Source organism: Nocardiopsis coralliicola (assembly GCF_054779695.1).
Map to the genome: position 1 here is coordinate 54,546 of NZ_BAAGXT010000033.1, position 15,353 is coordinate 69,898.

General features: G+C 73.5%; 12 protein-coding genes. 11 read left to right on the forward strand and 1 reads right to left on the reverse strand.

The window, feature by feature from the left end:
- Positions 1–91 precede the first annotated feature (91 nt).
- The 3 genes from rpsA to coaE all read left to right on the forward strand — a co-directional run bounded on the left by rpsA (position 92) and on the right by coaE (position 3,051).
- On the forward strand, positions 92–1,606 hold the full coding sequence (gene rpsA / locus ACYVGT_RS20275; protein ID WP_460860811.1) for a 30S ribosomal protein S1: 1,515 nt from the start codon (positions 92–94) through the stop codon (positions 1,604–1,606).
- A 236-nt stretch (positions 1,607–1,842) separates the two neighbouring features.
- Positions 1,843–2,406 carry a GNAT family N-acetyltransferase gene (locus tag ACYVGT_RS20280; protein ID WP_460860813.1) on the forward strand — a complete coding sequence of 188 codons (564 nt, stop codon included), beginning with the start codon at positions 1,843–1,845 and terminating at the stop codon, positions 2,404–2,406.
- Positions 2,407–2,451: 45 nt separating this feature from the next.
- Positions 2,452–3,051, forward strand: coding sequence for a dephospho-CoA kinase (gene coaE, locus ACYVGT_RS20285; protein ID WP_460860816.1), 600 nt, complete (start codon positions 2,452–2,454; stop codon positions 3,049–3,051).
- 41 nt (positions 3,052–3,092) lie between these two features.
- Here the strand turns inward: coaE and nhaA are convergent, their stop codons facing one another.
- On the reverse strand, positions 3,093–5,066 hold the full coding sequence (gene nhaA, locus ACYVGT_RS20290; protein ID WP_460860818.1) for a Na+/H+ antiporter NhaA: 1,974 nt from the start codon (positions 5,064–5,066) through the stop codon (positions 3,093–3,095).
- 278 nt (positions 5,067–5,344) lie between these two features.
- Here nhaA and uvrB point away from each other — a divergent pair, with 278 nt between their 5' ends.
- The 8 genes from uvrB to ACYVGT_RS20330 all read left to right on the forward strand — a co-directional run bounded on the left by uvrB (position 5,345) and on the right by ACYVGT_RS20330 (position 15,022).
- Positions 5,345–7,444 (forward strand): excinuclease ABC subunit UvrB, encoded by a 2,100-nt coding sequence (gene uvrB / locus ACYVGT_RS20295; protein WP_460860820.1) that lies wholly within the window; start codon positions 5,345–5,347, stop codon positions 7,442–7,444.
- A 509-nt stretch (positions 7,445–7,953) separates the two neighbouring features.
- On the forward strand, positions 7,954–8,949 hold the full coding sequence (locus ACYVGT_RS20300) for a GNAT family N-acetyltransferase (RefSeq protein ID WP_460860823.1): 996 nt from the start codon (positions 7,954–7,956) through the stop codon (positions 8,947–8,949).
- Between the two features lie 246 nt (positions 8,950–9,195).
- Positions 9,196–10,842 (forward strand): CTP synthase, encoded by a 1,647-nt coding sequence (locus ACYVGT_RS20305; RefSeq protein ID WP_460860825.1) that lies wholly within the window; start codon positions 9,196–9,198, stop codon positions 10,840–10,842.
- Entirely contained in the window at positions 10,839–11,483 is a 645-nt protein-coding gene (locus ACYVGT_RS20310; RefSeq protein ID WP_460860828.1) for an NUDIX domain-containing protein, read from the forward strand. The genes ACYVGT_RS20305 and ACYVGT_RS20310 overlap by 4 nt, the downstream gene beginning before the upstream one ends.
- A 209-nt stretch (positions 11,484–11,692) precedes the next feature.
- Positions 11,693–12,160, forward strand: a complete 468-nt coding sequence (locus ACYVGT_RS20315) for a hypothetical protein (protein ID WP_460860830.1) — start codon at positions 11,693–11,695, stop codon at positions 12,158–12,160.
- Between the two features lie 139 nt (positions 12,161–12,299).
- Positions 12,300–13,322, forward strand: a complete 1,023-nt coding sequence (locus ACYVGT_RS20320) for a site-specific tyrosine recombinase XerD (RefSeq protein ID WP_460860832.1) — start codon at positions 12,300–12,302, stop codon at positions 13,320–13,322.
- Positions 13,323–13,598: 276 nt separating this feature from the next.
- On the forward strand, positions 13,599–14,570 hold the full coding sequence (locus ACYVGT_RS20325; RefSeq protein ID WP_460860834.1) for a ParA family protein: 972 nt from the start codon (positions 13,599–13,601) through the stop codon (positions 14,568–14,570).
- A complete protein-coding gene (locus tag ACYVGT_RS20330) occupies positions 14,567–15,022 on the forward strand; it encodes a hypothetical protein (RefSeq protein ID WP_460860837.1) in 456 nt (151 codons plus the stop codon). Before ACYVGT_RS20325 ends, ACYVGT_RS20330 begins: the two co-directional genes overlap by 4 nt.
- Positions 15,023–15,353: the final 331 nt, after the last annotated feature.

Below are 15,353 nucleotides of genomic sequence, written 5' to 3' on the forward strand. Positions count from 1 at the left end.
TTTTCGTCTCTGGACCCCGTTGGCCGGGCGGACGTGTGTGCTCTTCTCGCCCAACTTTCTGCCAATGTCCGTATCCGGAGTCCACCCACACATGACGAGCAGCACCGAGGCCACCTCGACACCCCAGGTAGCGGTCAACGACATCGGGTCCGAGGAAGCCTTCCTCGCGGCGATCGACGAGACCATCAAGTACTTCAACGACGGTGACATCGTCGAGGGCACCATCGTGAAGGTCGATCGAGACGAGGTCTTGCTCGACATCGGTTACAAGACCGAAGGCGTTATCCCCTCGCGGGAACTCTCGATCAAGCACGACGTCGACCCCAACGAGGTCGTTGCTGTCGGCGACCACGTCGAGGCCCTGGTCCTCCAGAAGGAGGACAAGGAGGGTCGGCTCATCCTGTCCAAGAAGCGCGCCCAGTACGAGCGCGCCTGGGGCAAGATCGAGCAGATCAAGGAAGAGGACAACGTCGTCACCGGTACGGTGATCGAGGTCGTCAAGGGCGGTCTCATCCTCGACATCGGACTGCGCGGCTTCCTCCCGGCCTCCCTCGTGGAGATGCGCCGGGTCCGCGACCTCCAGCCCTACGTGGGCCGGGAGCTCGAGGCCAAGATCATCGAGCTGGACAAGAACCGCAACAACGTGGTCCTGTCCCGCCGCGCCTGGCTCGAGCAGACCCAGTCGGAGGTCCGCCAGACCTTCCTCAACACCCTGCAGAAGGGCCAGATCCGCAAGGGCGTCGTCTCCTCGATCGTCAACTTCGGTGCGTTCGTGGACCTGGGCGGCGTCGACGGCCTGGTGCACGTCTCGGAGCTGTCCTGGAAGCACATCGACCACCCCAGCGAGGTCGTCGAGGTGGGCCAGGAGGTCACCGTCGAGGTGCTCGACGTGGACATGGAGCGCGAGCGCGTCTCCCTGTCGCTGAAGGCCACCCAGGAAGACCCGTGGCAGCAGTTCGCCCGGACCCACCAGATCGGGCAGGTCGTCCCGGGCAAGGTCACCAAGCTCGTCCCGTTCGGCGCGTTCGTCCGCGTCGAGGAGGGCATCGAGGGCCTGGTGCACATCTCCGAGCTGGCTGAGCGCCACGTGGAGATCCCCGAGCAGGTCGTCCAGGTCGGAACCGAGATCTTCGTCAAGATCATCGACATCGACCTCGAGCGGCGCCGGATCAGCCTCTCGCTCAAGCAGGCCAACGAGAGCGTCTCGCCGGACCAGGAAGAGTTCGACCCGACGCTGTACGGCATGGCCGCCGAGTACGACGAGCAGGGGAACTACAAGTACCCCGAGGGCTTCGACGCCGAGACCGGCGAGTGGATGGAGGGCTTCGAGACCCAGCGCGACGAGTGGGAGCGCCAGTACGCCCTCGCCCAGTCCCGTTTCGAAGCGCACCGCAAGCAGGTCGAGGACGCCCAGGCCGCCGAGGCCGAGGCGGCTGCGGCCCCGCCCGCTCCGTACGAGGGCGACTCCGCGTCGGCGTCCTCCTCCTCCGGCGGCGGTGGCGGCTCGTCGAGCAGCTCCAGCAGCAGCTCGGAGAGCACCGGCGGCGCCCTGGCCTCCGACGAGGCCCTGGCCGCGCTCCGCGAGAAGCTCGCCGGCGGCGAGTAAGCAGTACCCGCACCCGCGCCGGCCGCGTTCCGGTGCGTGCGTGACCGAGGGCCGTCCCCGAGCGATCGGGGGCGGCCCTCCGCTGTGTCCGGGGGCGGGAGGCGCCCGGCCCGCCGGGCCGTTCCGCGCGGCCGGAGCCCGGAGCCGGGCGCGCCGCCCCCCGGCTGCGCGCCGCGCCGGTATCGTCGCCCCTGCCGCGGCACGGCGCTGCGGCAGGGCGACGGCGGGAGCGCGGCATGGGCGAGCACACGGCGGCGGACGTACCGGCCGAGGCGCGGCGCCAGGACGGCAGCGGCGGGTCCGCCGCCGCTGCAGGCGGGGTGCCGGTGCGGATCGCCGAGGCGCGCGCCGCCGACCTCGGTGAGCTCTGGTCGGTCCAGCGCGCCGCCTACGTCGACGACGCCCAGCTCTACGGCGACCCGTTCGTGCTGCCGCTCACCGAGACGCCCGACCAGGTGGCCCGCGCAGTGGCGGCCGGCGCCGTCCTGCTCAAGGCGGTCGAGGGCGCCCGCATCGTCGGCGGCGCGCGCGGCAAGGCGGTCGGCGCCAGCGGCGTCGTGGCGCGGCTGTTCACCGCACCCGACCGGCGCCGCGCCGGCATCGGCCGCGCTCTGCTCAGCGCGCTGGAGGAGCGGCTGGTCGGTTCCAGCGGCGGAACCCTCACCCTGTCCACCGGGCACGGCGGGGGTGCGGCGCCCGCCCTGTTCCGCTCCGCCGGCTACCGCGAGACGCGCCGGGAGGCCCTGCACGACCACCTGACGCTGGTGCACTTCGCCAAGGACGCCGGGCCTCCCCCGTGAGCGGACGCTGCCCCGGCCGCCCGGGCATGCCCTAGGCTCGCCTCCATGCTGAGTGTCGGTCTGACCGGAGGAATCGGCTCGGGCAAGAGCGCCGTGGCGGCGCGGCTGTCTGAGCGGGGCGCACTCGTGATCGACGCCGACGCGATCGCCCGCGAAGTCGTCGAGCCCGGCACGCCGGGGCTGGCCGAGGTGGTGGCCGAGTTCGGCACCGGGGTGCTGGACCCCGCCGGGGCGCTGGACCGGCCGCGGCTGGGCGCGATCGTGTTCGCCGACGCCGACCGGCTGGCGGCCCTCAACGCGATCGTGCACCCGCGGGTCGGCGCGCGCACCGAGGAGCTGATGGCCGCCGCCCCCCAGGGCGCGATCGTGGTCTACGATGTCCCGCTGCTGGTCGAGAACGGGCTGCAGGAGCTCTACGACGTGGTTGTGGTGGTGGACGCGCCCGAGGAGGTGCGGCTGCGGCGGTTGCAGGAGCAGCGCGGGATGGATCCGGACCAGGCGCGGGCCAGGATGGCCGCGCAGGCCGGCCGGGAGGACCGGCTCGCAGCGGCCGACCTGGTGGTCGACAACTCCGGCGGGCTGGCCGAGCTCGACGCCCGGGTGGCCGAGGTCTACGCGGCGCTTGAGCGCCGCGCCGCGGGCTGACGGGTCCGGCCCGCCGCCTCCGGCTGAGCAGGAGGGGGGTCTCAGCGGCCGCTGCCGGGCTCCTCGTCCCGGCCGGGTTCCCCGCCGGTGCCGGGCGCCGCGCGTCCGGGTTCCGCCTCCTCCGCGCCGCCGGCCTCCTGGCGCCGGCGCTCCGGGGGCAGGACGAGCGGTCCCCGGTCGGAGGCGGTCGCGAGCGCTTCGTCGACGGCCGCCGCCAGGGACGCCGCGTCGGCCCGCCCGGTGTGGCGGACGCCGTTGACGAAGAACGTCGGGGTGGCCGGCACCCCCGACTCCCGCCCGGACTCCTCGTCGCGGGCGACGCGCCGGTCGTGCCGGGCGACGTCCTCCCACGGGTAGAAGCCGAACTGCTCGGAGTAGCCGACCAGGTCGGTGTCTGCCAGCGCGAGCTGGTTGGCGAACAGTGTCCGGTGCATGTCCCAGAACCGGCCGTGGTCGGCGGCGGCCTCGGCGACCAGCGCCGCGGGCCGGGCGTGCGGGTGGACGCGGGCGAGCGGGAAGTGCCGGAAGGCGAACCGCACCTCGTCGGGGTAGCGCGCCAGCAGCGCTTCCACCTCCGGGTAGGACTCGCCGCAGACCGGGCACTCGTAGTCGCCGTATTCGACCACGGTGACCGGCGCATCGGCCGGGCCGCGCACGTGGTCCGCGGCGCTGACGGCCGCGGCCAGCTGCGGCGGCGGTCCCGATCCCCGGTCCGGCGCGTCCGGCGCCGCGCACGGCGCGCCGCGGTTCCAGGCCAGGCGGAAGATCAGCCAGCCCGCGCCGGCCGCGGCGAGGGAGCCGGCGAGGACGCCGATGACCGCGTCGTTGCGCAGCTCCGGGTCGGTGAAGGCCAGGCCGTTGATGAACAGCGCCATGGTGAAGCCCACGCCGCAGATCGCCGCTCCGCCGGCCACCTGGCCCCACACGAGGTTTCCGGGCAGCGTGCCCAGGCGCAGCCGGAGCGGAATCCAGGTGCCGAGGCAGATGCCGAGGGGCTTGCCCAGGGCCAGGCCGAGTGCGACGCCGATGGTGACGGGGGAGGCGGCGGCTGCGGCGAGTGCTTGCGGGTCGAGGCCGACCCCGGTGTTGGCCAGCGCGAACAGCGGCACGATGAGGTAGCCGATCCACGGGTCGAGCTGGATCTGGAGGCGCTCGTTGGGCGGGACGGCGGTCGCCAGTGAGCGGGCCGCGGCCTGCGCGCGGTGCCGGTCCGGGCTGAGGGTGAAGGCGTGCAGGGTCTCCTCGGCGCGCAGCAGCCGGCCCTCTTCGGGCGGGTAGATGGTGACCAGGACGCCCACCGCGATCCCGGCGAGGGTGGGGTGGACGCCGCTGTGCAGGACCGCCGCCCACAGCGCGGTGCCGAGGATGACGTAGGCCGGGATGCGGCCCACCCGCAGCTTGCGCAGGGCCGCGATGAGTGCGAGCAGCACCGCGGAGGCGGCCAGCGCCCCCGGGTTGAGGTCCTCGGTGTAGAAGAGCGCGATGATCAGGATCGCCAGGATGTCGTCGGCGATCGACAGGGTGAGCAGGAAGATCCGCAGCGGGCCGGGGCAGCGCGGGCCGACCAGCGCGAGCAGTCCCAGCACGAACGCGGTGTCGGTGCCGACCGGGATGCCCCAGCCGGCCTGGCCGGAGCCGCCGGCGTTGAACGCGAGGTAGATGAGCGCCGGCCCGGCAACGCCGCCGAGGGCGGCGCACACCGGAACGACGAGGGCGCGCCGGTCCTGCAGGGCGCCGAGGGTGAGTTCGCGGGAGAGCTCCAGGCCGATGGCGAGGAAGAACAGCACCATCAGCCCGTCGTTCACCCATTCGTGCAGGGTGAGCTGGAAGGCGGCGCCGCCGAAGCGGATGCCGAACTCGGTCTCCCACAGGGCCGTGTAGGCGGCGCTCCACGGGGAGTTGGCCCAGACCAGGCCGGCCACCGCGGCGAGCAGGAGGATCGCGGTGCTGCCGCTCTGCGAGCGGATGAAGGAGACCAGCGCCGGAGCCTGGTCCTGCTCGGCCGGTGCGGTCACGGTGCCCTCTCGTCCCGGGTGCTGGCAGAGCCGAGCCTAAGCCCGTCCGCCCTCCGCGGCCGGGATCCCGCGCCGCGCACGGGAGGGGCCGCGGCGCCGGCGGGAATCGCAGCAGGTCGCCGACGGTTCTACGCGGTGGCGGTGCGGCGGATGCGGGCGCCGCGGGCACCGTTCGGCGGACGCCCGGCAGTGTCGTCGCACGGTTGTACGGTGGCACCGGGCGCGTCCGCGGCGGGCGCCGGGGAGCGAGTACCGGGATTTCGGGGAGAGTGGGGCCAATGCGGCCGGTCAGCGGCATCATCCGCAAAGAAGACCCGTTCGAGGTCGTGTCGGACATGACCCCGGCGGGCGACCAGCCCGCGGCCATCGCCGAGCTGAGCCGGCGCGTCAGCGGCGGCAGCAGGGACACCGTGCTGCTCGGCGCCACCGGTACCGGCAAGACGGCCACCGTCGCCTGGATGGTGGAGCAGGTCCAGCGCCCCACCCTGGTGATGCAGCCGAACAAGACCCTCGCCGCGCAGTTCGCCAACGAGTTGCGGGAGATGCTGCCGAACAACGCCGTCGAGTACTTCGTCTCCTACTACGACTACTACCAGCCCGAGGCCTACGTTCCGCAGACCGACACCTACATCGAGAAGGACTCCTCCATCAACGACGAGGTGGAGCGCCTGCGGCACTCGGCGACCAACTCGCTGCTGACCCGGCGCGACACCGTCGTGGTGGCCTCGGTGTCGTGCATCTACGGCCTGGGCACGCCGCAGGAGTACGTCGACCGGATGGCCCAGCTGTCCGTCGGGATGGAGGTCGACCGGGACGAGCTGCTGCGCCGCCTGGTGGAGATGCAGTACTCGCGCAACGACACCGCGTTCACCCGCGGCACGTTCCGGGTGCGCGGCGACACCGTGGAGATCATCCCGGTCTATGAAGAGCTGGCCATCCGCATCGAGATGTTCGGCGACGAGATCGAGCGGCTGCAGACGCTGCATCCGCTGACCGGTGAGGTGCTCGGCAGCGACGACGAGATGTTCATCTTCCCCGCCTCGCACTATGTGGCCGGGCCGGAGCGGCTGGAGCGCGCCGTCGGCCAGATCGAGCAGGAGCTCGGCGAGCGCCTGGGCGAGCTGGAGGCGCAGGGCAAGCTGCTGGAGGCGCAGCGGCTGCGGATGCGCACCACCTACGACATCGAGATGCTGCGCCAGGTGGGCAGCTGCTCGGGGGTGGAGAACTACTCGCGGCACTTCGACGGCCGCGACGCCGGCAGCGCCCCCAACACCCTCCTCGACTACTTCCCCGAGGACTTCCTGCTGGTGGTCGACGAGTCGCACGTGACGGTGCCGCAGATCGGCGGCATGTACGAGGGCGACGCCTCCCGCAAGCGCACCCTGGTCGACCACGGGTTCCGGCTCCCCTCGGCGCTGGACAACCGGCCGCTGAAGTGGGAGGAGTTCCTCCAGCGCATCGGCCAGACCGTGTACCTGTCGGCCACGCCCGGCTCCTACGAGCTGCGGCAGAGCGGCGGCGATGTGGTCGAGCAGGTCATCCGCCCGACCGGGCTGGTCGACCCGGAGGTGGTCGTCAAGCCCACCGAAGGCCAGATCGACGACCTGGTGCACGAGATCCGGGAGCGGGCCGAGCGCGGCGAGCGGGTGCTGGTCACCACGCTCACCAAGAAGATGGCCGAGGACCTCACCGACTACTTCGCCGAACTCGGCATCCGGGTGCGCTACCTGCACTCCGAGGTGGACACGCTGCGCCGCGTGGAGCTGCTGCGCGAGCTGCGGACCGGGGAGTTCGACGTGCTGGTCGGCATCAACCTGCTCCGCGAGGGCCTCGACCTGCCCGAGGTGTCGCTGGTGGCGATCCTGGACGCCGACAAGGAGGGCTTCCTCCGGTCCGAGACCTCGCTGATCCAGACGATCGGCCGCGCGGCCCGCAACGTCGCCGGCCAGGTGCACATGTACGCCGACAGGGTCACTGACTCGATGCGCAGCGCCATCGACGAGACCAACCGGCGCCGCGCCAAGCAGCTCGCCTACAACGAGGAGCACGGCATCGATCCGCAGCCGCTGCGGAAGAAGATCGCCGACATCCTCGACTCGCTGGCCCGCGAGGAGGTCGACACCGAGGAGCTGCTCGGTTCGGGCTACCGCAACCAGCGCGCCCCGGTCCCCGGCCTGCCCGGCGGCGACGCGGAGGGCGGCCGCGCCGACGTGGCGGGCATGCCGCGCGCGGAGCTGGCCGCCCTCATCGACCAGCTGGGGCAGCAGATGCACCAGGCAGCCACCGATCTGCAGTTCGAGCTCGCTGCGCGGCTGCGGGACGAGATCAAGGAGCTCAAGCGGGAGCTGCGCGGTATGGAGGCCGCAGGCGTCGACTGAAGCGCGGGGCTGCCGCGCAGCCCCCGTCCTCTGACTCGGCGCGGGGCGCCCCGCGGGCGCTTCGGGCGGACTCTGGCGGCCCGCGGCGGTCCGCGCCGCCGGGGCCGCCGTGCGCGCTGCCCTCCCAACTGGGGCGAGCCATGGGCCTGTCCTACGCGGTATTGCACGTAGGCGTGGTGCTCCGTGGCCAGAGCCGGAAACCCCGCAGCCCCAGGGGTTTCCGTGCAGCTCGGTCGGATACCGTAGACGGCGGAGCGTCCAGATTCCTGCATATGGGGGATTGCGCGGGCGGCGGCCGGGCGGTTCGGGCGCAGTGTCGTTTTCAAATCGAAACCATCCCGATCGACCGGTTGGTCCGACCCCTGTGTCGCCCGGGCGCTACGCTCGTCGTGAACATGGCGCAACGGTCTGTCACCGCCCGGGCCGCTGGCCCCGTGCGGACCGGCCGGGCGGCCCGGGCACGGCAGTGGCCCGACGCAGCGCCGGATACCGGCCAGGGAGGGGGAGGGATGAGCGGCTACGTCGCTCGTGTGCGCCGCGGTGACCTGCCCGGCGGCGGGGCCGAGTTCGACCGCCTCGCCGACTCCGCAGCGCGGCGCTGGGCTGCGCTCGACCCCCAGTTGCCCGCGCCGCCCCGGCCGCGCCGCGGCAGCGACACCCTGCTCACCGTCACCGACGAGGCCGACCGCCCCGTCGCCGCCGGCACCATGCGCTACTCCTGGTATCAGCCGGGCGAAGCCGGCCGCACCTGGGGGATGCCCGACCAGCACTGGCTGACGCCGCTGGTCGGCGGGCCTGAGCCCGGTCGTGCGCTGGATTCGCTGCTGGAGTCCTGGCGCGCCCAGTTGGAGGCGCTGCCCACCGGGACCGGGTCGGAGTCCTCCGCCCTGGTCACCTGGCCGGCCCGGGATGTGTGCGGCGTGGTGCCGCTGCAGCAGCACGGCCTGCAGCCCTACAGCGTGCTCGCGGTGCGGCGCCGCGGCCGGGGTGTGCCGCCGTCGCTGCCGCCGCGCGACGTCGCCATCCGCCTGGCCGACTCCGAGGACCTCTCCGACGCGGTCGGGCTGCTGATGGAGCAGCACCGCTTCGAGGCGAACTTCGGCGGCGTCTTCGTGCAGGCCGAGACGGCCGAGCAGACCCGGGGCGTGCTGGCCCGCGCCCTCGCCCGGCGGCCGTCCTGGATCTGGGTGGCCGAGCGGCGCGGACGCCTCGTCGGCCTGGTGTGGGTCTCCCCGCCGCAGCGCGCCCGGTGGGCGGCGCCGCTGGTGGCCGGTGCCTCGCCGGCGCACATCGGCTACGGCACCGTCACCGAGGACGCGCGCGGCACGGGCATCGGCACCGCCCTCGTGGCGCAGGCGCACCAGGCCCTGGACAGCCTGGGCGCCCCCGCCGTGCTGCTCGACTACTCGGTGGTGAACCCGCTCTCCGGGCCGTTCTGGAACCGGATGGGCTACCGCCCGCTGTGGATGACCTGGGAGGCGCGTCCCGCCCTGGCCATGCGCTGACCCCGGCCCCGCCCGGTGCCGCTCCCGCCCGCCCGGTGTGGCATGCCCGACCTCGGCAGATGCGCGACTGGCGGGCAGGTGCGCCGCGCGGGCTGTTATCCTGGTGGCCCGTGGAGTCCGGACCCCGGAGTACCGCGAACGCCGCGTCGCCGACGCCCGCGTCCGCAGGCCGGGTGCAGGAGGGCGCCGCACGACCGTCCACCCGCATCGGGTGCGGTCTGAGCCATTCGACCACGGGAGCAGCACTTGGCATCCGCCGCGAGCACCAAACACCTTTTCGTCACCGGCGGAGTCGCCTCGAGCCTCGGCAAGGGTCTGACGGCGTCCAGCCTCGGCCGCCTGCTGAAGTCGCGCGGTCTCCGCGTCACCATGCAGAAGCTCGACCCCTACCTCAACGTGGACCCCGGAACGATGAACCCGTTCCAGCACGGCGAGGTGTTCGTCACCGACGACGGGGCGGAGACCGACCTCGACATCGGCCACTACGAGCGCTTCCTCGACACCGAGCTGTCCGGCTCGGCCAACGTCACCACCGGCCAGATCTACTCCAGCGTCATCGCCAAGGAGCGCCAGGGCGCCTACCTCGGCGACACCGTGCAGGTCATCCCGCACATCACCAACGAGATCAAGTCGCGGATCTACGCGATGGAGAGCGCCGGCGTCGACGTCGTCATCACCGAGATCGGCGGCACCGTCGGCGACATCGAGTCGCAGCCCTTCCTGGAGGCGGTCCGCCAGATCCGGCACGAGATCGGCCGGGAGAACTGCTTCTTCCTGCACGTGTCGCTGGTGCCCTACCTCGCCCCCTCCGGCGAGCTCAAGACCAAGCCCACCCAGCACTCGGTGGCGGCGCTGCGCAGCATCGGCATCCAGCCCGACGGCCTGGTGTGCCGCTCCGACCGGCCGATCCCGCCGGCGATGAAGTCCAAGATCAGCCTCATGTGCGACGTGGACGAGGGCGGCGTCATCTCCTGCCCGGACGCCCCGTCGATCTACGACATCCCCAAGGTCGTGCACCGCGAGGGCCTGGACGCCTACGTGGTCCGCCGCCTCGGGCTGGCCTTCCGCGACGTCGACTGGACCGAGTGGGACGACCTGCTCAAGCGCGTCCACCAGCCCGCCGACGAGGTCACCATCGCCCTGGTCGGCAAGTACATCGACCTGCCCGACGCCTACCTGTCGGTGACCGAGGCGCTGCGCGCCGGCGGCTTCGGCGAGAACACCCGGGTGACGATCCGCTGGGTCGCCTCCGACGCCTGCGCCACTGAGGCGGGCGCCCGGCGCGAGCTGGACGGCGTCGACGGCGTCCTGGTTCCCGGCGGGTTCGGTGTCCGCGGCATCGAGGGCAAGCTCGGCGCGATCCGCTATGCCCGCGAGCGGCGCGTCCCGCTGCTCGGCATCTGCCTGGGTCTGCAGTGCATGGTCATCGAGTACGCGCGCAACGTCGCCGGCATCGAGGGCGCCAACAGCGCCGAGTTCGACGACAAGGCCGCCGAGCAGGTCATCGCGACGATGGCCGACCAGGCCGACGTGGTCTCCGGCGAGCGCGACATGGGCGGCACGATGCGGCTCGGCCTCTACCCGGCCGACCTCGCCGAGGGCTCCCTGGCCCGCGAGGTCTACGGCGACGCCCGCGTCTCCGAGCGGCACCGGCACCGGTTCGAGGTGAACAACGCCTACCGCGGGAAGCTGGAGGAGGCCGGGATGGCGTTCTCGGGCCTTTCGCCCGACGGCCGCCTGGTCGAGTACGCCGAGCTGGCGCGCGAGGAGCACCCGTTCTTCATCGCCACCCAGGCCCACCCGGAGCTCCGGTCCCGGCCGACCCGCCCGCACCCGCTGTTCTCCGGGCTGGTGGCCGCCGCGCTGGAGCGGCGCACCGGCGGCGCCCAGTGAGCGCAGGCGGCACCGGCGGGCGAACACCCGGCGGCGGCATCACCGACACCCCGGAGCGCGCCGAGGTGAAGGAGCGCGCCGAGCCGTTCCGCGGCGCCAAGACCGCGGTCCGCGTCGACCGGTTCCTGCTGCCCGGCGCCGACGGCCCCGAGCTGGTGGCCCGCGAGTACCTGGTGCACCCGGGAGCGGTGGCGGCGCTGGCGCTGGACGCCGACGACCGGGTGCTGATGGTCTACCAGTACCGGCACGCCGTCGGCGGGCGGCTCTGGGAGCTGCCCGCCGGCGTGCGGGACGAGGAGGGCGAGGCGCCGGTCGCCACCGCGCAGCGCGAGCTGCTGGAGGAGACGGGGTACCGGGCCGCGGAGTGGTTCGAGCTGGCCGACTACTTCCCCTCGGCCGGGTTCTCCTCCGAGCGCATCCAGGTGTTCCTGGCCCGCGGCGCGTCCGCGGTGCCAGCGGGTGAACAGCACTTCCAGCGGATCCACGAGGAGGCCGACATGGCCGTGGAGTGGGTGCCGTTCGCCGACGTACTCGCCGCCGTCACCGCCGGCCGGGTCCGCAACTCCGCCACGGTGATCGGCGTGCTCGCCGCCGCCCAGGCCCGCAGCAGCGGCTTTTCCACCCTGCGCCCGGCCGGCTGACGGCCGGCTGCCGGGCAGTTGAGCGCCCCGCCGGCACCGCGAAACCGCGGTGCCGGCGGGGCGCTCCTGCCGTTCTGCGGGGCGCCGTCCCCGCGGCGGGCCGGCCGGCACCCCGGAATCGGCTCCCGGTGGAACCCGGCGGGCCGCAGCCGCGTCGATCCGTCCGGGCGGCCCCGAGAACGGTGGCGCCGGTCGGGACGGAGGCAGGGATGCACGCCGAATGCACCGGTGACCATGCGCGCGATCTCCCGGCCAGCCAGGTCGCGCTGTTCGGCACCGGCCAGACGCACTTCCCCGTCGTCCCGGGGCGTGTCTACACCGTCTATGCGATGGCGGTGGCCGGGGCGGCGCTGAGCCTGCTCGTCGATACCGGCGAGCACGACCGCCTGTCCGCATGGCAGTCGCCGGAGTGGGTCCCGCTGGCGCTGTTCCGGGTGTCCGACCCCCGCCTCCCCGGGCATTGGCGCTTCGCCGACCTGCGCGGCAGCGGCGGCGCGGGGCCCTACGCGCCTCGGGAGACCGTGCACGACGCGCGCTGGGGCTACGCCGCGATCCTCGACGACACCCACGCGGCCCGCCTCGCCGAGCGGGAGTACGACGCGCTTCTCGCCTTCTACCGCGAGACGGTGCGGCGCCGGGAGGCACCCGATGACGGCGCCGGGGCGCCGGAGCGGTAGCGCGCTTCCGCCGGCCTCGGCGCGACCGGGTACGCGCGTCCGGAAGGCGGCGTATTTCCGCTGCGGTGCGGGATGTCGCGTTCCCGCCCGGGGTGTGCGGCTGTGGCATGATCGCTGCGAACGCGTCGGAAGGTCACCAATGGCGAGGGCAGTGCACAGCGGCGCCACCGCACCCGCTTCGGAGGCGGAGGACGCCGTCGCCGGCTACCTCCACCACCTTTCGGTCGAGCGCGGGCTGGCCGCCAACACGCTCGCCTCCTACCGCCGCGACCTGCGCCGCTACACGGAGTTCCTCGCCGAGCAGGGCATCAGCGCGCTGGACCGCGCCGCGCCGGGCGACGTCGCCGCCTTCCTGCGCGCGCTGCGCGAGGGCAGCGCGGAGCACCCGCCGCTGTCCGGCGCCTCCGCCGGGCGCGCAGTGGTGGCGGTCCGCGGCCTGCACCGGTTCGCGGTCCGGGAGGGGATCGCCGCCGCCGATCCGGCGGCCGAGGTCAGCCCGCCGCAGGCAGCGCGCCGCCTGCCCAAGGCCGTGCCGCTGAGTGCGGTGGAGGCGCTGCTGGCGTCCGCCGCCGGCCCGGCCGGCGAACCGCGCGGGCTGCGCGACCGCGCCCTGCTCGAACTGCTCTACGGCACCGGCGCGCGCATCTCGGAGGCGGTCGGGCTCGATGTCGACGACGTCTCCGGCATCGCCCGGGCGGCGGGCTCCGGGGGAGGGGCGGCCGGCGGGTCCGCCGGGGCCGAGGACGCGGCCGTCGGCGTCGTGTGCTTCGCCGGCAAGGGCGGCCGGGAGCGCCGCGTGCCGGTCGGCCGGTTCGCCCGGGCCGCGGTCGAGGACTACCTCGTGCGCGGCCGGCCCGCCCTCGCGGCGCCGGGGCGGGGAGGCGCGGCGCTCTTCCTCAACGCGCGCGGCGGCCGGCTCACCCGGCAGGGCGCCTGGGCGGTGCTGCGCGCGGCGGCGTCCCGCGCCGGCCTGGAGGACGTGTCGCCGCATACGCTTCGGCACTCGTTCGCCACCCACCTCATCGACGGCGGCGCCGATGTGCGGGTGGTGCAGGAGCTGCTCGGCCACGCGTCGGTGAGCACGACGCAGATCTACACGCTGGTCACCGTCGACCGGCTGCGCGAGGTCTACGCGGTGAGCCACCCCCGCGCCCGGCACTGAGCCGCGCGCGGCTGCCGGCCCGGCCTGCGGGGGCGCGGTGCGGACCGGATGTCCGAATCCTGCTCTCGATTCGGACAATTACGGTGGGCCAGGGGTGGCTGCCAGCCCCGCGGAGGTGCCGCAAGCGCGTAGAGTGTCGCGTTGAATCACCCCGTGCAGACGTTCTAGAGTCGCCGCGACGGCTGGTCGCTGTCGACAAATTGAGTTATTTCCGACGGCCGGGGACGCGGGTCGGCCAGGTCCGGTGTCCGCCGGTCCGTAGGGAGGTCAAGGGTTGTGAGCTGGTCGCAATACGACGGTGCGGAGGCGCAGGCCCCGGCCGGCGGCGCCGCGGACAACGGCGTTGAAGACGGTTCGGCGCGCAGCCCATGGGGGGAACGACGCAGCACGGGGGATCCACTGCAGACCACGAGAGCACGGCAGAGCTATCCGCCGCCGGAACCGGTGGACCGACACGGTCCGGCACGGATCGTAGCACTGTGCAACCAGAAGGGCGGGGTCGGTAAGACCACCACCACCATCAACCTCGGAGCGGCGATAGCGGAGTACGGCCGGCGGGTGCTGCTCGTCGACTTCGACCCGCAGGGGGCGCTCTCCGTCGGTCTGGGCCGGCTCGACCCGCGCGAGCTCGACCTGACCGTGTACAACCTGCTCATGCAGCGCGACGTCACGGTTTCCGACGTCCTGCTCAAGACCGACGTCGACGGGCTCGACCTGATCCCGAGCAACATCGACCTGTCTGCGGCCGAAGTGCAGCTGGTCGGCGAGGTTGCCCGCGAGCAGATGCTCGGGCGCGCGCTGCGCCCGGTCATGGACGACTACGACGTCATCCTGATCGACTGCCAGCCCTCGCTGGGCCTGCTGACGGTGAACGCGCTCACCGCCGCCGACGGCGTGATCGTGCCGCTGGAGTGCGAGTTCTTCGCGCTGCGCGGCGTGGCGCTGCTGATGGACACCATCGAGAAGGTCCAGGAGCGGCTCAACGAGCGCCTGGTCATCGACGGCTTCCTCGGCACCATGTACGACCCGCGCACGCTGCACGCGCGGGAGGTGCTGTCCACCATCGTCGACGGTTTCGGCGACAAGGTCTACGGGACCGTCATCAACCGCACCGTCCGCTTCCCCGACGCCACGGTGGCGGGGGAGCCCATCACCCGGTTCGACACGTCGTCGGCCGGCGCCGGAGCCTATCGGGACCTCGCGAAGGAGGTGCTGGCCAGGTGGCCCAACAGCGATCACGCCGTGTGACGCTGCCGGGCGCGGACGAGATGTTCTTCCGCTCGTCTGAGCCCATCGCCCCCGAGCCCGCACCCGAGTCCGTCCCCCCGCCGGCCCGCCCGGAGGAGGCGCCCGCCTCCGAAGGGAATCCGGCCGGGGGCGGCGGACGCCCTGAACCGGTTGCGGAGAGCGATCGACCGGTCGCACGGCGTTCCGGTCGCGGGGGCGGCAAGCGCGGCGGCAAGCGGAAGCAGCCCGCCGCGCCGCAGCCCAGCGGGCGGGAGCGGCACGACGAGAAGATCACCGTGTACGTGTCGGCCGCCGAGCTGCTCGCGCTGGAGCAGGCGCGGCTCACCCTCCGCGCCGAGCACGGCCTCAGCGCCGACCGCGGGCGGATCGTCCGCGAAGCGGTCGGCGTGCTGCTCGCCGATTTCGACGAGCACGGCGAGGAGAGCATGCTGGTGCGGCGGCTGGACAGCTGAGTCGCCGCTGGGTGGGTGTGCGGCCGCCGCAGCGTGCGGGCGCCGGGGGAGGCGCCGGAGCGGCAGCAGAGACCGGAAGGGAAGGGGACCCGGGGAGTGCGCGGCCGGCCCCGCGGACGCGGGCCGGACGCGCCGTCCGGTCCCCGCGCGGTGGACCGCGCACTTCCGCAGAGGTGCCACTGTAGGGACCATGACCAACGACGGCGCCGCAGACGGCGCGGCCACAGCGCCTCCGCACGCGTCCGGCGGCGGCGCGGCCGAGAGCGGTGCTCCGAGCGCCGCGGGCGGTGCCGTCGGCGCCCCCGCGGCGGGCGCCGGCGCCGCACCGCCC